The organism is Glycomyces algeriensis (genome assembly GCF_027622855.1).
Classification (GTDB): Bacteria; Actinomycetota; Actinomycetes; order Mycobacteriales; family Micromonosporaceae; genus Glycomyces; species Glycomyces algeriensis.
The window spans coordinates 196,210-214,887 of the sequence record NZ_JAPZVR010000006.1; the positions used below are offsets into that span (position 1 = coordinate 196,210).

12 protein-coding genes and 1 tRNA gene are annotated in these 18,678 nt (G+C 69.9%); 7 read left to right on the forward strand and 6 right to left on the reverse strand.

Going from position 1 to position 18,678, the window contains the following annotated elements; genetic code table 11:
- The first annotated feature begins 99 nt into the window (after window positions 1-99).
- Both guaB and O2L52_RS13530 read left to right on the forward strand, forming a co-directional pair.
- Window positions 100-1,590 (forward strand): IMP dehydrogenase, encoded by a 1,491-nt coding sequence (guaB, locus tag O2L52_RS13525; protein WP_270116091.1) that lies wholly within the window; start codon window positions 100-102, stop codon window positions 1,588-1,590.
- 24 nt (window positions 1,591-1,614) lie between these two features.
- Window positions 1,615-2,736, forward strand: a complete 1,122-nt coding sequence (locus O2L52_RS13530) for a GuaB3 family IMP dehydrogenase-related protein (RefSeq protein ID WP_270116093.1) — start codon at window positions 1,615-1,617, stop codon at window positions 2,734-2,736.
- 64 nt (window positions 2,737-2,800) lie between these two features.
- On the opposite strand, the gene O2L52_RS13535 is transcribed toward O2L52_RS13530, so the two are convergent.
- The 3 genes from O2L52_RS13535 to O2L52_RS13545 all read right to left on the reverse strand — a co-directional run bounded on the left by O2L52_RS13535 (window position 2,801) and on the right by O2L52_RS13545 (window position 5,793).
- Window positions 2,801-4,063 (reverse strand): ATP-binding protein, encoded by a 1,263-nt coding sequence (locus tag O2L52_RS13535; protein ID WP_270116095.1) that lies wholly within the window; start codon window positions 4,061-4,063, stop codon window positions 2,801-2,803.
- A gap of 96 nt (window positions 4,064-4,159) precedes the next feature.
- Entirely contained in the window at window positions 4,160-4,729 is a 570-nt protein-coding gene (locus tag O2L52_RS13540) for a hypothetical protein (RefSeq protein ID WP_270116097.1), read from the reverse strand.
- Entirely contained in the window at window positions 4,726-5,793 is a 1,068-nt protein-coding gene (locus O2L52_RS13545) for a hypothetical protein (protein ID WP_270116099.1), read from the reverse strand. Before O2L52_RS13545 ends, O2L52_RS13540 begins: the two co-directional genes overlap by 4 nt.
- Window positions 5,794-6,091: 298 nt before the next feature.
- On the opposite strand from O2L52_RS13545, the gene O2L52_RS13550 reads away from it, so the two are divergent.
- Both O2L52_RS13550 and O2L52_RS13555 read left to right on the forward strand, forming a co-directional pair.
- The gene (locus tag O2L52_RS13550; protein WP_425554169.1) at window positions 6,092-9,493 is read left to right on the forward strand and encodes an adenylate/guanylate cyclase domain-containing protein; all 3,402 of its coding nucleotides are present in this window, start codon (window positions 6,092-6,094) and stop codon (window positions 9,491-9,493) included.
- Between the two features lie 551 nt (window positions 9,494-10,044).
- Window positions 10,045-11,934 (forward strand): serine/threonine-protein kinase, encoded by a 1,890-nt coding sequence (locus O2L52_RS13555; protein WP_270116102.1) that lies wholly within the window; start codon window positions 10,045-10,047, stop codon window positions 11,932-11,934.
- 109 nt (window positions 11,935-12,043) lie between these two features.
- Here the strand turns inward: O2L52_RS13555 and O2L52_RS13560 are convergent, their stop codons facing one another.
- Both O2L52_RS13560 and O2L52_RS13565 read right to left on the reverse strand, forming a co-directional pair.
- Window positions 12,044-13,039 (reverse strand): ribonucleotide-diphosphate reductase subunit beta, encoded by a 996-nt coding sequence (locus O2L52_RS13560; RefSeq protein WP_270116103.1) that lies wholly within the window; start codon window positions 13,037-13,039, stop codon window positions 12,044-12,046.
- A gap of 103 nt (window positions 13,040-13,142) precedes the next feature.
- Window positions 13,143-15,509, reverse strand: coding sequence for a ribonucleoside-diphosphate reductase subunit alpha (locus tag O2L52_RS13565; protein ID WP_270116106.1), 2,367 nt, complete (start codon window positions 15,507-15,509; stop codon window positions 13,143-13,145).
- A 362-nt stretch (window positions 15,510-15,871) separates the two neighbouring features.
- Between O2L52_RS13565 and O2L52_RS13570 the strand changes: the two genes are divergently transcribed.
- A tRNA-Arg gene (locus O2L52_RS13570) sits at window positions 15,872-15,944 on the forward strand.
- Window positions 15,945-15,998: 54 nt separating this feature from the next.
- Here the strand turns inward: O2L52_RS13570 and O2L52_RS13575 are convergent.
- Window positions 15,999-16,316, reverse strand: coding sequence for a DUF3817 domain-containing protein (locus O2L52_RS13575; RefSeq protein ID WP_270116107.1), 318 nt, complete (start codon window positions 16,314-16,316; stop codon window positions 15,999-16,001).
- Between the two features lie 211 nt (window positions 16,317-16,527).
- Here O2L52_RS13575 and O2L52_RS13580 point away from each other — a divergent pair, with 211 nt between their 5' ends.
- Together O2L52_RS13580 and O2L52_RS13585 are read left to right on the forward strand one after the other, a co-directional pair.
- Complete coding sequence (locus O2L52_RS13580; protein ID WP_270116108.1) at window positions 16,528-17,184, forward strand: LppX_LprAFG lipoprotein; 657 nt, start codon at window positions 16,528-16,530, stop codon at window positions 17,182-17,184.
- Window positions 17,185-17,188: 4 nt separating this feature from the next.
- A complete protein-coding gene (locus tag O2L52_RS13585) occupies window positions 17,189-18,676 on the forward strand; it encodes an MFS transporter (RefSeq protein ID WP_270116109.1) in 1,488 nt (495 codons plus the stop codon).
- The last annotated feature ends 2 nt before the right edge of the window (window positions 18,677-18,678 follow it).

Here is an 18,678-nt window from a genome sequence, read left to right on the forward strand (position 1 = left end):
TTACGGCTCTACGATTGACCCATGGCGTTCTCAGGGGATTTCGGAATTCAGGGGCACGAGGGTGCCGCCGGTGAGCGAGTCGGGGGCACCACGGTGCCGATGGGCGCTGCCAGCGCCATTCCACTCGGCCTGACCTTCGACGACGTACTGCTCCTGCCCGGCGAATCCGACGTGGTCCCGGCCAAGGTCGACACGTCCTCGCAGCTCACCCGCAACATCCGCATCTCGCTCCCGCTGCTGACGGCCGCGATGGACACCGTCACCGAGGCCCGCATGGCCATCGCCATGGCCCGTCTCGGCGGCTTCGGGATCCTGCACCGGAACATGTCCGCCGAGGACCAGGCCCAGCATGTCGACCTCGTGAAGCGCTCCGAGTCCGGCATGGTCGCCGACCCGGTCACGTGCTCGCCCGAGGACACGCTGGAGCAGGTCGACAAGCTCTGCGGCAAGTACCGCATCTCCGGCCTCCCCGTCACCGACGAGGACGGCAAGCTCGTCGGCATCATCACCAACCGGGACATGCGCTTCGAGAACGACCAGTCGGTCAAGGTCGCGAACGTCATGACCTCCCGCAACCTCGTCACCGCCGCTGAGGGCGTCTCCCAGGACGAGGCCCTGCAGCTGCTCAAGCAGCACAAGATCGAGAAGCTCCCGATCGTCGACGGTGACGGCTTCCTGCGCGGCCTCATCACCGTGAAGGACTTCGCCAAGCGCGAGGAGTTCCCGAACGCCTCCAAGGACGACTCGGGCCGGCTCCGCGTCGGCGGCGCGATCGGCGTCGGCGAGGAGCAGTACGCCCGGGCCGGGCAGCTCGTCGAGGCCGGCATCGACGTTCTCTCCGTCGACTCCTCGCACGGCCACGCGCGCGCCGTGCTCGACATGATCGCGCTCCTCCACAAGGACTTCGGCCACAAGGTCGACATCATCGGAGGCAACATCGTCACCGCCGAAGCGGCGCACGCCATGATCGAAGCGGGCGCTGACGCCATCAAGGTCGGCGTCGGCCCGGGCGCCATCTGCACCACCCGCGTCGTCTCCGGCGTCGGCGCCCCGCAGATCTCCGCGATCATGGACACCGTCCGCGTCGCCCGTGAACGCGGCGTCCCGGTCATCGCCGACGGCGGCATCCAGTACTCGGGCGATATCGCCAAGGCGATCGTCGCCGGTGCTTCCACCGTCATGATGGGACAGCTGTTCGCCGGCTGCGCCGAGAGCCCCGGCGAACTGATCTACATGAACGGCAAGCAGTTCAAGTCGTACCGCGGCATGGGCTCGCTCGGCGCGATGCAGTCGCGCGGCGAGGCCAAGTCGTACTCCAAGGACCGGTACTTCCAGGGCGGCGTCGAGTCCAACGACAAGCTCGTCCCCGAGGGCGTCGAAGGCCAGGTTCCCTACCGCGGGACCCTCGCACAGGTGGTCTACCAGCTGGTCGGCGGACTGCGCAGTGCCATGGGCTACACGGGGGCCGGTACGATCGAGGGGATGCATGAGCGTGGACGGCTGGTCCGGATCACCGCTGCGGGCCTCAAGGAGAGCCACCCGCACGACATCCAGATGACTGTTGAAGCACCCAACTACCACACGCGGTAGTCGGGCCCTGTAGGAGGAGTGACTGTGCGGGAATTGGTCGAGATCGGCCCCGGCAAGATCGTGGCGCGGGGCTGGCGGCTGTCCGAAGTGGCGCTCGTGCCGACCCGGCGTACCCGGGACATCGACGACGTCTCCACCGAATGGCAGCTCGACGCCTACCGGTTCGAGATCCCGGCCGTGGGGCACCCGTCCGATGCGACGATGAGCCCGACGTCCGTGATCGAGATGGGCCGCCTCGGCGGCCTGGGCGTGCTCAACGGCGAAGGGCTGTGGTGTCGCTACGTCGACCCCAACTCGCTGCTGAAGGAGCTGGCGGACACGCCGGCCGAGACCGCCATCGAGCGGCTCCAGGAGATCTACGCGGAGCCGGTGAAGCCCGAGCTCATCGCGGAGCGGATCGCCGAGCTGCGCGCCGGCGGCATCACCACCGCCATCCGCTTCAGCCCGCAGCACACCGCCGAACTCGCGCCGCTCGCGGTCGAGGCCGGGGTGGACCTGCTGGTCATCCAGGGCACCATCGTCTCGGCGGAGCACGTCTCCTCCGGCGGCGACGTCCTGAACCTGAAGCAGTTCATCGCTGACCTGGACGTTCCGGTCGTCGTGGGCGGGGCCACCAACTACAAGACGGCGATGCACCTGATGCGCACCGGCGCTGCCGGCGTCATCGTCGGTGTCGGCTCCGACGACTGGTCCACCACGGACACGGTCCTCGGCATCGACGTCCCGATGGCCTCGGCTGTCGTGGAGGCCGCGGCCGCCCGCCGCGACTACCTCGACGAGACCGGCGGGCGCTACGTGCACCTGATCGCGGACGGGGAGATGACGAACTCGGGCGCGATCGCCAAGGCCATCGCGTGCGGTGCCGACTCGGTCATGCTCGGCTCGATCCTCGCGGACGCGGCCGAGTCCCCGGCCGCCGGCGCCTGGTGGCACTCCGCCGCCTCGCACCCGAAGCTCCCGCGCGGCCGCTTCCGCCCGGGCGACTCCGGCGACGTCGAGGTTCCCGACCTGGAGGCCATCCTCTACGGGCCCTCCAACTCCTCCGACGGCAGCCAGAACCTCTTCGGAGGCCTGCGCCGCGCCATGGCCAAGACCGGCTACACCACGGTCAAGGAGTTCCAGAAGGCCAGCCTGGTCACCGCATAACAAGCAACAAGCCAATCGAGGCCCGGTCCGCTTTCGCGGACCGGGCCTCGGCGTGTCTCCGCTGTCAGTCACTGCGCCACAACGCCGACACCGGCACCGCCCAGATGCGGTCGCCCAGCAGGAGCGTGTTGGCACCGCCATGGACTACCAGACCGAGTTTGAAGCGGTCGCCGAGCTTGTCCCGCAGCCACATGAGGTGCTTGGCGTGCTTGCGATGCGGCGTCGACGACAGTTTCACCTCGATCGCGGCGATCTCGCCCGTCCGGCGCTCCTCCACGATCAGGTCGATCTCGCCGCCGTGCCGGTCCCGGTAGTGCCTGAGATCGATGCTGTGCTCGCTCCAGACCGTCTGCTTGAGCACCTCGGTGATCACGAGGCTTTCGAACAGCGCGCCCGCCAGCGCGGGGTTGCCGTTGGGGGTGAAGGTCTTCTCTCCAGCGCCGCAGAGGTCGGCGGCCAGCCCGGTGTCGACGAGCACTGACTTGGGACGCTGCTTGACCGAGGAAGCGACATTGGTCGACCACGCCGGAATCGTGACCACCAGATGCAGGGCTTCCAGGAGCGCCAGGTGCTTTGTGACGGTCGTGCGCTGCTGTTGGGCGTCATTGGCGATATCGGAGATCTGCACCTCGGAAGCGGTGCGGGCGGCCATGAGCCTGAACAGCATTCGGAGGTTTTCCTCGCTGCGGATCTGCGCGATCGGTCGCAGTTCTTCTCGCGAGATCACGTCATGGGTGTACGCCTCGAACCAGTCCCGCCGGTCGCGTCCGGTCAGCTGCTCGGTGACGACTTCCGGGAAGCCGCCCTCAAGGATGAGATCGGCGATCTCCGCCCGCGAGACCGGTTCGACCCGCGGCGGCCACGCGTCGGGGTTGAAAAGCGTGTCGACGAACGTTTCTCGGACGGAGCGTCGTTCTCCCACCGACAACGGCCACAATGCGATCCGGCCGACCCGGCCGGCCAGCGTCTCGGAGACTCCGCGAGCGGCGAGATAGTTCGCGGATCCGGTGAGCAGGAGCTGGCCGCGGTCGCCGCGGCGGTCGGCCGCCATCTTTATCGCGAGGATGAGCCCTTGGCCAGCCCGCTGGACCTCGTCGATGGCTGCGGGGACTGGAAGCGTGTCGATGAAGCCGACGGGGTCGTTCACGGCCTGGTTCAGCACGGCTTCGTTGTCGAGGCTGAACCAGGCGTCATCAGGCAGGTTCAACAGATCCCGCGCAAGAGTGGTCTTCCCGGTTTGCCGAGCGCCCTCGAGGAGCACGACCCGGAAGGATTTGAGCATGGATTCGAGTCGTGACCTGGAATTTCGTTGGAGCAACGACGTCATGGAGACAGTCTAATGGACAAAATGCCGGTATCGTAGTGAGCAAAACGCCGAACTTTTAGTGATCAGAACGCCGGAATCGCGAGTCCTGGATAAGGTTCAGGGCCCGGCGCCATCCGGCGGCAACGCAGGGCCACGGGGGTCGAGGGGCGCCGTCCGCAGGGCTTTCGCTGCGGGAGCCTGCGGAGACCGACTCGTCGGAGCGGGTTGCTTCGCTGCAAGCAGCAGATCGACGAGAGCGCGCCAGTCCTGCTGGTCCGCGAGCCAGCGCCGGACCGGCAGTCGGCGTCGCTTGCCGTCGGCGCGGACCTCGTAGATCCGGGCGTCGTACACCGAGTACTCGATCCTGTCGAACCGGCGTGAGGGGTAAGTTCCTCTTGCCTTCCACCTGCCAGAAGCCGTCACCGCTCGGTTTCGCGCGTCGAAAGTGAAGTACCAGCGGCGAAAGAGCAGTACGAGGCACCAGAACGCCAGGTTGAAGGACGCGAACCCGGCGGCTCGTGTCAGATCATCGGCCGTCGAATTGATGCCCCCGGGGTCGAACATGATGAGCACGAAGGTCGACGGGAGACCGATGGCCGCGACCGATATGCAGAGGAATCGGTTCGCGCGGACCACGAGGCGGATCTGCGGACGAACCGGCTCAGGCGAACCCGTGGGTGCGGTCATGACCGTGGCCCGGTCGGGTTGTGGTCTTCGAGGAACCGGTCGACGAAGGTCTTCCAGGCAACCTGCTCGCGCGCCCAGCCCGTGGCGACGCGCCGCCGCTTGCCGTCGAGGCGGATTTCGTAGAGGGCCCCGTTGTAGATCGAGTACTCGATTCGCTCACCGCCAGGTCGGGGGAACTCCCGCGCCGGGAGGCCACGAGGTTTGACGCTGACCCGGCCCTTGCCGGGTTCGTAAGTGACTACCGGGTTGCAGACGAGCGGGACGGTCCCGAAGAGCGCGCATCCGCCGCCTGTGAGCATCAAGGTCCCGAAGAAGTCAAACTCCGCTCCTCTGCGGTCGGCGTCGGCCAGGAGGGCGAGATCAGCCGCGATATAGGCGAGTCCGATCAGCAAGATGATGCCGAAGAACCTCCAGCGGACGCCGACGTTGATCATGGCCCCCGGCTTCCCCGGTGGTGCGGCGGGCATGCGGACCTCGGGGATGGACTCGGTGCCTTCGCTTTCCTTCCAGGCGTTCTGGTGCGCCAGGTAGACGTCGACGAACGCCGTCCATGACCGTTGGTCGATCGTGAATGCATTCCGGACGACATTTCGCCGCCTGCCGTTCGGGCGGACGATCTCCAGCCGACCGCGATGGATCGAGTATTCGAGGCGGTCGCCGTCGCGCCACTGTTTGAGCGCCGAATTCACCTGCAGCACTCCGCCTGCGACCCGCCTCCGGCGCAGGTCGTAGGTGAGGCAGTGCCGCTGAGTGAGAAGGTAGGTCGCGACGATCGCGGAGTGCAGCGGCAGAAACTGTACGAGGAAGATGAAGCCGCCAGCGCTGATGTCGGAGGACGCCATGAGGTAGAACGTGAGCGCATACATCAAGGCGGTCAGCGACCACCCGACCGAAACCGCCCACCCGAGCAGTCGGCGGTTGAAGCGGACCACGACGAGGTATCGGTTCGACTCGTCCTGAGCAGTGGCTGCGGCTCCCTGGCGCCGCGACGGGTTCAGCTCGTCATCCGGGACCGGGGGCATGGGAGGCAGGTCGGAGAGCGGCGCCATATTCGGGGCTTTCATGTGCGGAGCCTTGAGGGGGTCGGCTCGTGTCAGGGGATTTTATCGGGATGGGCGGGGTTGGTGGGTTCTGCCGGGGCGTCCGGTTCGGGGGCGACGGGGTGGGCCTTTTGGGTGATCGAGTGGTCCGCCTCTACGGTATTTGTGCCGGCCTCGGCGAGCTTGCGAGCCATAAATGAGCGCTTGCACACAGGTATCTGTCAGCTAGGCCACGTATCCTTGCGAGCGTGAAGCGCAAGAACCACCCCATTCCCACAAGGAGTGGGGAACAACACACCCTGCCCACGGCGTTGGTGCTGCTGTGACCTGCCCATTCTGCTCCGTGCCGACCGTGCCCGGCGCGCGCTACTGCCATAACTGCGGTGCGCCCCTCTCGCCGGAGGCGACCGCCCCGCAGACGGAGCGCCGGTACGTCACGGTGCTGTTCGCCGACCTCTCCGACTTCACGACCTGGTCCGAGAGCCTCGACCCCGAGCGGGTCTCGTCCGTCACCGACCGGCTGCTAGCGGAGTGCGTCTCCGCGGTGAACGAGTTCGGCGGGCACGTCGACAAGCTCATGGGCGACGGCCTCATGGCCGTCTTCGGCGCGCCGCTGTCGCACGAGGACGACGCCGAGCGGGCCGTGCGCGCCGCTCAGGCCATGCAGAAACGGGTGCGTCGTCTCCTCAAAGCCGAGTCCGGTGGTGGTCTTCCCATCGGACTTCGCATTGGGCTGCGCTCCGGCCTCGTCGTCGCCGGCATGCAGGCGAACCTCGAGTACACGGTCATCGGCGACACGGTGAACACCGCGTCCCGCATCTGCGCGATCGCCTCCGTCGGCACCATCTGGGCCGGCGAGGAGACGATGCGCTCCACCAAGCACGCCGCCGCCTGGCGCCGCCTCACCCCCGTGCGGCTCAAGGGCAAGCGCGAACCGGTGGACGTCTACCAGCTGCTCGGCCTCGAGGACGAGCCCGGGACGCGCGCCAGCCTCGGCGACACCGCCCCGTTCATCGGCCGCGACGCCGAGATCGGGCGGGTCAACGGCCGGCTCGAAGCGGTCATCGACCGCGGCGAGCCCCTGGTGCTCATCCACACCGCCGAAGCCGGCATGGGCAAGACCCGCTTCGCCCGCGAAGTGCGCACGGTCGCCACCCAGCGCGGCGCCCGGGTCCTCACGGTCCGCGTCGCCCCCTACGGGGAGGGCCGCCGCTTCGGGCCGCTCGCGGACCTCGTCCGCAAGGCCGCGGGCCTGCGGTTCGACGACGACCGGGCGACCGCCGAGGCGAAGCTCCGGCGCATCGCGGACGGGCACGCCGACCACGGCGAGTGCCGCCTGAACATCACGCTGCTGCTCGGCCTGCTCGGCCACGGCCGCCCCGGCGCGGCCGACCGCGTCGGCGGGTTCACCGGCCAGCAGTCCGACGCGTACACGATCCCCGAGGCCGTCGCCGAGCTCATCACGCACATGGCGACCCAAGGGCCGCTCGTGCTGAACATCGACGATCTTCATACCGCTTCGGCGGCGGGCATCGACGCGCTCGGCGTCGCGCTCTCGAAGATCCACGGGCCCGTGCTCGTGCTGCTCTACGGCCGCCCCGAACTCACCCGCTCTTCGGGCGTCCTCACCCGGATCTCCGAGGCCGAGGTGCACCCGCTGCCGCCGCTCGCCGGCGCCGACGCGGCCCGCCTGCTCCGCGAGTTCCTCGGCGGCGGGCGCATGCCCAAGCCCGATGAGGACCGCCTCCTCGGCTTCGCCCAGGGCAACCCGTACTACCTGGCCGAGCTCGTCACGCTCCTCACCGAGCAGGGCCTGCTGTCGGGGGACGGCGACCACTGGCGGCTCGCCGCCGGCTCGCTCACCGGCCGGGTGCTCTCCCGCGACCTCGCGCAGGTCCTCGGCGCCCGCATCGACGCCCTCACACCGGCGGCCCGCGCGCTGCTGCGCGCCGCCTCGATCTTCGGCGACGCCGTGCCCCCCGAGGCCGCGCAGCTGCTGGAGAAGGAGGTCCCCGGCGAGTTCGAGGCCGCGCTCCAGGAGCTCCTGGACCGCCGCATGCTGCGCCGCCGCTCCTACGGCGGCTACCGCTTCGTCACCCCGCTGCTGCGCCAGGCCGCCTACGCGCCCATCGGGAAGGCCGACGCCGCGCACGCGCACGCCGAGATCGCCCGCTGGGCCGCCGACACCGAGCTCGAGGGCCAGAGCGCCGACGACCTCGTGGTCTACCACGCCGAGCAGGCCGTGACCCTCGCCAAAGAGGTCGAGATCGAAGCGCTCGACGAGGTCTGGAACGTGCTCCCGCTCGCCGTCGAGGCCGTCCGCAAGCAGGCGGCCCGCGCGATGGACGCCTCCGAGCCCGAGCGGGCCGTGGCCCTCCTCAACGGCGTGGAGCGCCTCGCGCCCCTGTCCTTCGACGACCGCCTCCTGCGCGGCCGGGCCCTCACCCGCCTGGGCCGCAGCGAGGAAGCCGAGTCCGAGATCGAGGGCCTCGCCATCGACATCGGCCTCATCGTCCCCGCCGACGAGAACGACCACGCCGACCAGGAGGAGCACCCGTCCGGGCGGCTCTTCGGCGACGACTTCGCCGAGGACGAGGCGGAACTCGTGGCGCAGCTGCTGCTGCTCCGCGGCCGCCTGCACCGGTACAAGGGCGAACTCCAGGACGCCCGCACCGCTTGGACTGCGGCCCTTGCACTCTCGCGGCGCGAAGGCCTCGCCGGACCGCGCTGCGACGCGCAGTGCCGCATCGGCCTGCTCGACTTCCTCGCCGGGCACCTGAACGAGGCCGAGGCCCGCTTCCTCGACGCGTACGACACCGCGTTCGGCGTCGGCGACGACAAGCGCCTCGCCTGGGCCCTGCAGCACCGCGCGTGGGTGCTGGTGGCCCGCGGCGACTTCGACGGCGCCGACGACGTGCTCCGCGAAGCGGCGAAAGCCTTTGCGCGCCAGATGGACCTAGTCGGCCGGGCGTGGGTGCGCGGCGTGTCCGCGTTCGCCCTCCTCATGGCCGGGCGCTTCACCGAGGCGAAGCGACTGTCCGATGTGTTCATGCCGATCGGCGAGCGCTCGGGCGACGTGTTCGCCGTCGGGCTCCTGCGCGCCATCGGCGCCGCCGCCCAGGTCTCGCTCGGCCACCCCGAAGGCGCCGACGCCGCCGCCCGCAAGTCGTTCCGCGACTTCGAGCGCATCGACGACGACTGGGGCCGCGGCTTCGCGAAGTACGTGCGGGCCCTCGCGGCCCGCTCGATCGGCGCGCTCGACCACGCCCTCGACCTCGCCCAAGGCGCGGAGGAGTACGGCGCGAAAACCGGCCACCCGCTCCTGATCTCCTTGGCGCACAACCTCAGAGGCCAGTGCGCCCTCGAACTCGGGGACGCCGCCACGGCCGAGGCCGCCGCCGAGGAGGCGCTGGCGCTCGTCACTGACGACGTGCTCGAACCGGGCCGCGCGGCCAACACCGCGCTCCTGGCCGACGTGCGCGCCGCGAAGGGCGACCGCGCCGGGGCGCTGCGGATGCTCGAACCCCTTGCGGCGCATCATGACGAGCCCGCGCTGGGCCGGGCGCGCCGGGCGATCGTGGCCCGCTACGCCCGCCTTCTCGACGAGGACGGCCAGGTCGAAGCGGCCCGCGAATGGGCGCAGACGACCTTGAAGTCCTTCGGCGAGGACCCGGCGTCGACCGCCTGGGCCGAGGAGTACCTCGAGGCCGCCAAAGTCTCCTGAACGTGACCGAGACGGCTCTCAGGGCGCTCGTCCCTGAGGGCCGCCGGCTCGCGTTTGCCGGGTGCCGCGGGCACGCTCACCTGAGGGGATCGTCTCCTGTAGGGACGCACACCTTGTACGCCGAACCGGGCGTTGTTGCTGCCATGCTTGACGCGGTGGGGGAGACGCAGCGGGTGGACGGGCGGTCCTTTCGGGCCGGGGCCTTGCGGCACGGGGCCCGTTTCCAGTCGGACCGCCCGTCCTCCCGCGCGCTACACGGGGATGCATTCACTATGAGTCACACGGCTCTTCCGTAGTGGAAGCGACATATCAACCGTTCGGCCAGTTATCGCTGGCTCTTCGTCCAGGGGTATACAGAATCGTGGGCGCGTTGCCGTAACGTTATGCGTCAAAGGTCCCATGACTCGGTTCCCCCAGGCCCGAGTGCCGCGACCTGAGGTCCGGAACAACCCCACGCGCCGATCACACGATCGGCGCACCGACCTGCACCAGGCACGATGCCAGCACGGTTCACACCCGTGCGCGTCGCCGAGAACGGAGGCTGTATCACAGTGGACACCATCTCGTCCTACGGTGCTCCAACCGATCCCCACCTCGCCCCGTCCACCCCCGCCTCACCCCCTGGTCAGCGTCCCGAAGCCGACCCGGAAGCCCTCTTCCAGGGCATCGAGCGCCTCACCGGCTTCCGCGAGATCGACCGCGGCGCCTTCTCGATCGTCTACAGCGCCACCCGGTACGACGACGGCTCCGAAGTCGCCGTCAAGGTCGAGGCCCGGCCGCTCACCGACGACGACGCCCGCGAGCGCTTCCGCCGCGAGGTCCAGACCGCCGGGCGCCTCTCCGACCACCCGTGCGTGGTCAAGATGCTCTCCGCCGGCCTCACCCACCAGGCGAACCCGTACGTCGTCATGGAGCGCTGCCGCGGCACCGTGGCCGACCTCCTCGACCGCCACACGGTGATCCCGCCGCACCGGACCATCGAGATCGGCATCCGCATCGCGGACGCCCTCGCCGCCGCCCACGAGGCCGGCATCGTCCACCGCGACGTCAAGCCCGCGAACCTCCTCGTCGACCACCACGGCCACGCCGTGCTCGGCGACTTCGGCCTCTCGAGCCTCATCGCCGCGCCCCGCCCGGGCGAGCCCGTCTCGACCATGGCCACGCCCGCGTACGCGCCTCTGGAGGTCTTCCAGATGCGCGAGGTCGGTCCCAGCGCCGACGTCTACTCGCTCGCCGCGACGCTCTACACGATGCTCTCCGGCATGCCGCCGCGCTTCCCCGCCGACGGGGTGCTCGACATCAACGACGTGGCGGCCCTGTTCGATCAGCCGATCCCGGCGATCCCCGGTATATCGCCGCTGCTCCTGGAGATGCTGCGCACGGCCCTGATCAACAACCCCGGCGGGCGCCCGACCGCGGTCGAGTTCCGCGAGTTCCTCGCGAGCATCCCCGAGGCCTCCACCGGGATCATCTCCCGCGTCACGGACGACCTGCCGCCGAGTTCCCCTGCGCCGCAAGGCGTCGGCGTCTTCGGCGCGTACTCCTCGCCGCCGAAGGTCGAGGCCCGCCCGGTCTCGCCCCCCGGCTACGCCCAGCTCGACCCGAGCGCGTTCCCCGACGCGCCCTCGACGCTGCGGCTCGCCCCGGGCAAGCGCCGCGGCCGAGTCCCCGAACCGCAGGCGGCGCGCGCCGCCGCGCCCGTCATCGAGGCGCCGTTCACGTCGCCGGTCGTCCCGGACCTGAACTCGCGCCTCCCGGCCCCGCCGGTCAGCCCTCCCGTGAGCCCCGCGGCCCTGGAGGAGGACTTCGGCAACGAGACCACCGCGTGGAAGTCGTTCGCTTCCGGCGGGAACCGCGACGACCACGACTCGCGCCTGCCGGTCCCCGTGCCGCGCAACGAGACCGGCCTCACCCGCCGGGAGCGGCGCCTGAAGGAGGGCGGCAACGACTCGAACGTCGGCCGCCTCGTCGGCATGGGCGCGGGCGCCCTCGTCATCCTGGCCCTGCTCATCTTCGGCGGCATCAAGCTCTTCGGCACGGAGGAGACCCCCGACCTCGCCGAGCAGTCCAAGGCGGGCGACTACGTCAGCGCCTGCACGCTCGAGACCGAAGGGGTCGGCTGCGTCTCGGAGCCCGCGTGCTTCGACGGCGCGTTCGCCGCGACCGACTGCGACGCCGCGCACCAGTGGGAGGCCTACGCGACCGGCCGGCTCCCCGAGGGCGTCACCGACGCCGACGGGGCCCGCGCCGATGCCACGGTGGCCGCGGCCTGCGTCGACGCGCAGGCCGAAGGCGGACCGCTCTCGCAGCTCATCGGCGGCGACTCCCTCGACTGGACCACGGACGTCTACGTCTCCGGCAACGGCACGTTCCAGTGCGTCGCCCAGCTGAAGGACGGCGCCCCGGCCACGGGCACCATGTTCGCCCGCGAGGCGGCCTAGACCGCACAGCGAAGAGCAAGACAGCGAAGAAGGGCCCGGTACCTCGCGGTACCGGGCCCTTCGCCGCGGCGGGACACATCACGGCACGCCGTGCCGCCGCGGCCTCAGATCAGAACTCCTCGTCGAGGTCGACCTTGCCCTCCACGGCCACTTGGTAGGCGGTCGCACGGCGTTCGAAGAAGTTCGTCAGCTCTTGCACGTCCTGAAGCGCCATGAAGGGGAACGGGTTCTCCGAGCCCCACTGCTTCGGCATGCCGAGGCGCACGAGGCGCTGGTCGGCGGCGTACTCCAGGTACGACTTCATGTCCTTGACGGTCATGCCGGGCATGCCGTCGCCGATGAGGTCCTCCGCGAACTGGAGCTCGGCCTCGACGGCCTCCTCCATCATCGCGACGACCTCGCGGTGCATCTGCTCGTCGAACAGCTCCGGCTCCTCCTGGCGCACCTGGTCGACCACGCTGAACGCGAAGTTCATGTGGCAGGACTCGTCGCGGAAGACCCAGTTCGTGCCGGTGGCGAGCCCGTCGAGCAGGCCCCGGCTGCGCAGCCAGTACACGTACGCGAAGGCGCCGTAGAAGAACAGGCCCTCGATGCACGCGGCGAAGCAGATGAGGTTGAGCAGGAACGTGCGGCGGTCCGCGGCGGTCTTCAGCTCCTGCATGTCGAAGGCCGAGTCGATCCACTTGAAGCAGAAGTCGGCCTTGCGCTTGATCGACGGGATGTTGTTGACCGCGTCGAACGCCTTCGTGCGCTCCTCCGGGTCGGGCAGGTAGGTGTCGAGCAGCGTCAGGTAGAACTGGACGTGCACGGCCTCCTCGAAGAGCTGGCGCGACAGGTACAGGCGCCCCTCGGGGGAGTTGATGTGCTGGTACAGGTTGAGCACCAGGTTGTTCGCGACGATCGTGTCGCCGGTGGCGAAGAACGCCACGAGGCGGTGGATGAGGTGCTGCTCCTGGGGCGTGAACGCGTTCAGGTCGGTGAGGTCGGACGCGAGGTCGACCTCCTCCACGTGCCAGGTGTTCTTGATGGCGTCCTTGTACTGCTCGTAGAAGTCCGGGTACTTCATCGGTCGCAGTGTCAGGTTCATGCCCGGGTCGAGCAGCATCGGCTGGTCCTCTCTCGTTTGCGGTGGGCGGGGTGGGGCGGGGGCTTGGTGCGGGCGGGACCCGAAGGGCCCCGCCCGGTCTGATTGTGCGAGCCGGCGGCTCCTACTGGCAGGCCTCGCAGCTCTCCGGGTTCTCCAGGGAGCACGCGATGTCGGCCGGGATGACCTCGAGCTCGGTCGGCTTCTCGGCGGCGGGCGCGCTCACCGTCGTCTGGTTGATGCGCGTGGCCGGGCGGCTGCGCAGGTAGTACGTGGTCTTCAGACCCGACTTCCAGGCGTACCGGTACATCGAGGAGAGCTTGCCGATGGTCGGCGCGGCCTGGAACAGGTTGAGCGACTGGGCCTGGTCGATGAACGGCGTGCGGGCCGCGGCCAGGTCGATGAGCGCGCGCTGCGGCAGCTCCCAGGCGGTGCGGTACCGCTCCTGCAGGTCCGCCGGGATCTCGGCGATGCCCTGCACGGAGCCTTCGGCGACGATGATCGCCTGGCGCACCTTCTCGCTCCAGATCCCGCGCTCCTTGAGCTCGGTGATCAGGTGGCGGTTGACCTGCAGGAACTCGCCCGACAGGGTCTCGCGCTTGAAGACGTTCGAGACGACCGGCTCGATGCACTCGGCGCAGCCGGCGATCGAGGCGATCGTCGCGGTCGGCGCGATCGCGATCATCAGCGAGTTGCGCAGGCCGTGCTCGCCGATCTGCGCGCGCACCGCGTCCCAGCGCGCGCCCAGGGTCAGCCTGGCGTCCGCGTAGTGGTCGATGTGCAGCACGCCGTCGTGGGCGCGGGTCTCCTCGAAGTTCGGGTGCGCCCCGAGCTCGGCGGCGAGCTTCGCGGAGGTCTCGTACGCGACGATCGCGATGCGCTCGGCGATCGCGGTCGAGAGCGCCAGCGCCTCCTCGGAGTCGAACGCGAGCTTCAGCTTGAAGAACACGTCGGCCAGGCCCATGCAGCCCAGGCCGATCGGGCGCCACTTGCGGTTGGCCTTCTCGGCCTCCGCGGTCGGGTAGAAGCCGAGGTCGATGGTGCGGTCGAGGAACTTGACCGCGGTGCGCACGGTCTCCTCGAGCCGCTCGAAGTCGAAGCCCGCCACCGTGGTGTGCTCGGAGAGGTTCACCGAACCGAGGTTGCACACGGCCGTCTCGGAGTCGTTGGTGACCTCGAGGATCTCGGTGCACAGGTTCGAGAGGTGGATGACGTTCTGCTTGCGCGCCGTCTGGTTCGAGGTGCGGTTCGCGGTGTCGGAGAAGGTCATCCAGCCGTTGCCGGTCTGGGCCAGCGTGCGCATCATGCGCCCGTACAGCTCCCGCGCGGAGACGGCCTTCTTGGCCTTGCCCGCGGCCTCGGCGGCCCGGTACGCCTGGTCGAAGTCGTCGCCCCACAGGTCGACCAGCTCAGGGGTCTCCTTGGGGTCGAACAGGGACCACTGGCCGTCGTCCTCGACGCGGCGCATGAACTCGTCGGGGATCCAGTTGGCGAGGTTCAGGTTGTGCGTGCGGCGCTCGTTGTCGCCGGTGTTGTCGCGCAGCTCGAGGAACTCCTCGATGTCGGCGTGCCAGGAGGCGAGGTACACGCACGCGGCGCCCTTGCGGCGCCCGCCCTGGTTCACGGCGGCGACGGACGAGTCGAGGGTCCGCAGCCACGGCACGATGCCGTTCGAGTGCCCGTTGGTGCCCCGGATCAGGGAGCCGCGCGAACGCACCCGCGACCAGGCGATGCCGATGCCGCCGGCGTACTTGGAGAGGCGCGCGACCTGGCTGTACCGCTCGTAGATCGAGTCGAGCTCGTCCTTCGGCGAGTCCAGCAGGAAGCACGAGGAGAGCTGCGCACGGCGCGTGCCCGAGTTGAACAGGGTCGGCGACGACGGCAGGTACGACAGCGTCGACAGCAGGCGGTAGAGTTCGGCGGCCTCCTCGACCGACTGGCTCAGCCCGCACGCGACGCGGAGCATGAAGTACTGGGGGCGCTCGAGCACGGTGCGGTGCTCGGGGTGGCGCAGCAGGTAGCGGTCGTAGACCGTGCGCAGGCCGAAGTACTCGAACCGGTCGTCCGCGGACTCGTCGATGACGGCGTCCAGCGCCGCGGCGTTCGCGTTCACGAACGCCACCAGGTCGTCCGCGAGCAGGCCGTTCGCGTTCGAGGCCGCGATGGAGGACGTGAACGAGGTGACGCCCTCGCCCGCCGTCTCGTCGGCGATGTGCTCGGCGAGGAGCCGGGCCGCGAGCTTGGAGTAGGTGGGCTCGGAGGCGACGGTGGCCGAGGTGATCTCGATGGCGCGCTCGCGCAGGGCCGCCTCGGTCGCGCCGGGCCACAGGCCCGCCTCGATCTGGGCGACGACCTTCTCGGCGTCCACATCGGGCAGTCCCGCGGCGTGCACGCGGAGGCGCTCGGCGATGCGGGCGGCGGGACCCTGCTCGGGTTCCCGCTGCTGCGGTGCGGTCGTGGTGGCGGATGGCGTGGTGGCGAGCCCGGTCATCTCTGCATCCCCTCGATGATGTGCGATCTGCTGCGGATCGCGCTGACGGCGCGGCGGCGCCGCCCTCCCCACGCAGTGGGAACGGGAGATGACAGCACCGACCTGACAGAGCAGAATCATACATGTAGTGGTCGGTGCTTGGGGTGGCCCCAAGATGTTGCGGTTTTCCGGAGTTTCGAACACCGAACCCCCAGCGTGTCAGCTAGGCTCGGAGGTTTCCGCCGGGTCAGCCTAGACCCGCCGTCCGACATTCCTCCCGCGAAACCGCCGCACTCACCCGGGTGTGATCCTCACCGGCCAAACCGCCTGCGACCCCGCCCCCGCCGACTGGTAGCATCGTGGCGGCCTGTTCAAGCGGGCATGCCTCCGTAGCTCAGTGGATAGAGCACTGGTTTCCGGGACCAGGTGTCGCAGGTTCGAATCCTGCCGGGGGCACAGCGAAGATCCGCCCGAGTCGAAAGACTCGGGCGGATCTTTTTGCGTGCGGGCCTAGGCGGGCTGGGCGGTGCGCTCCGCGGCGAGGAACTCGTCCTTCTTCCAGTGGTGGAAGACGAACGGCGCCAGGGGGACCACCGAGCAGACCAGGGCGATCAGGGTCGTGCCGAAGCCCCAGCCGAGGCGGCGGCGGATCAGGAGGGTTCCGAGGACCAGGAGCACGAACAGTGCGCCGTGGAGGGCGCCGAGAGGCATCACGAGGTCGATCTCCGAGATGCGGCTCAGGAGCGAGCCGAAGACGAGGAGGAGGACGAACGACCACCCCTCGGCCAGCGTCAGCATGCGGTAGCGGAAGACGGGGTTCGCGAGCACGGCAGGGAGTCCTTTCGACAGCGCAGTCTTTCGACCGCGTTCCACGGGGTGTCACATGGGGTTTCCTGCGGCCGACACTAACACCGGGAACCTGAACTGCCGCTGTGGTCTTCAACGGCCTGCCGCAGGTCACGCCCAGGGGAGCGGGGCCCGGCCCGGCCGCGGTACTCGAGGGCTCCGGCCGATGCCCGCCACGGCATAGGATCGGCCCATGCGATCGATACCCCTCGTGGTCACCGCCGGTCTCGCCCTCGTCGCGGCCGCCGCCTGCTCGGGCGGCGGGGACCTGCCGCCCGCCGACGAGATGCTCCCCGACGCCGCCACCGCCATGCGCGGCGTCGAGACCGTCCGCTTCGACCTCACCGTCGACGGCGAGGTCCCCGGTCTCGACATCAAAGCCGCCGACGGGGTGATCACCGCCGACGGCTCCGCGCAGGGCACCGGCACCCTCACGGCCTTCGGCATGGACATCGAAGCCGAGTACGTGATCATCGGCGAGGACGCCTGGGTCAAGGGCCCCACCGGCGGGTTCCAGCAGATCCCCGTCGGTGACGACATGCTCCCCTACGACCCGACCCTGCTGCTGGACCCCGACGCCGGCGTCGCCACGCTCCTGGAGTCGGCCGAATCGGCCGAACCCGAAGACACCGAGGACGTCGAGGGCACCGACACCTACCGGTACGCCGTCGAGTTCGACCCCGCCGCGTTCGCCACCCTCATCCCCGCGGAAGGCGACTGGAACACCGCCACCGTCTGGTTCGACCAGGAGACCTCCCGCGTCCTCAAAGCCGAGTTCTCCCAAGGGGACGCCACGGTGACACTGCTCCTCTCCGACTACGACGAACCGGTCCAGATTGAAGCGCCCTGAACCGATGAGCCGTGAGGCGGGCCGCCGCAGACTCGCCATCAGCGCCGCCGGCGCCGCCGTCCTCATCGGCTCCATCGACGCCTACGTCCTGGTCACCGTGCTCGTCGACATGATCGGCGAGTTCGACATCCCCGTCAACCACCTCGAACGCGCCACCCCGCTCGTCACCGGCTACCTCCTCGGCTACACCGCCGGCATGCCCCTCCTCGGACGCCTCTCCGACCGGCTCGGACGCGCCCCCGTCATCCACGCCTGTCTCGCCGCCTTCGCCATCGGATCGGTCGTCAGCGCGACCGCCACCGACCTCTGGCCCCTCGTCGCCGGACGCGCCCTCCAAGGCCTCGCCGGCGGCGCGCTCCTGCCCGTCACCATGGCGCTCGCCGCCGACCTCTTCGCCGCCCGCCGCCGCCCCGCCGTCCTCGGCTGGGTCGGCGCCGCACAGGAACTCGGGGCCGTCATCGGCCCGCTCTTCGGCGCGGGCGTCGCCGCCCTCGTCGGCTGGCGCGGCATCTTCTGGATCAACGTCCCCCTCGCCGTGCTCGCCGCGCTGGCGATCCACTACGCCCTGCCGAAGGCCGAGCAGCGGCCCAGCGCCGGGCGGGTCGACTACCTCGGCGGGCTCCTGCTCGCCATCGCGTTGGGGCTCTTCACCGTCGGGCTCTACAACCCCGACCCCGAGCACGCGGTCCTGCCGTCCTGGGGGCTGCCCACCGTCCTCGCGGGCGTCGCCGTCCTCATCGCCTTCGGGCTGCAGCAGTGGCGGTCCTCGACGCGGCTCCTCGACCCCGCCGGAGTCTCGTGGCGGCCGTTCACGGCCGGGCTCGCCGCGAGCCTCGCCGCCGGGGCCGTCCTCATGGTCACCCTCGTCGACGTGCAGCTCCTCGCCCAGACCCTCCGCGGCCTCGACGCCGCGGGCGGCGCGCTGCTGCTGCTCTGGTTCCTCATCGGCCTCCCGGCCGGGGCCCTCTTCGGCGGGTTCCTCGCGTCCCGCTTCGGCGAACGGATCCCCGCGGTGGCCGGCTTCGCCGCCGCGGCGGCCGCCTACTGGTGGATCAGCACTGCGGTTCCCGACATCGAACCGGGCCTCGCGCTCGCCGGGGCGGCGCTCGGCGCGACCATCGCGCCGCTCTCCTCGGCCGCGCTGCGCACCACCCCCGAGGACAGCCACGGCACGGCGTCCGCGGCGGTCGTCGTCGCCCGCATGATGGGGATGCTCGTCGGCGTCGCGGCCCTCACCTCGTGGAGCCTCCACCGCTTCCAGGAGGCCACGGCCGACCTCGACACGCCCCTGCCGTTCGGCATTTCTGAGGCTGAATACCTTGCGGCCCAAGCGGATTACCTCAAGGCTTTCAACGCGGCCCTCGCTGACCAGTACGCCGAGGTCTTCACCGCCGCCGCCTGCATCTGCGCCGCCGCCGCGCTCGTGTCGCTGGCTATTCCCGGACGTGTGCGAGCCCGCACATCCTCGCTGACAGGACCCGTGTCTGGATAAGG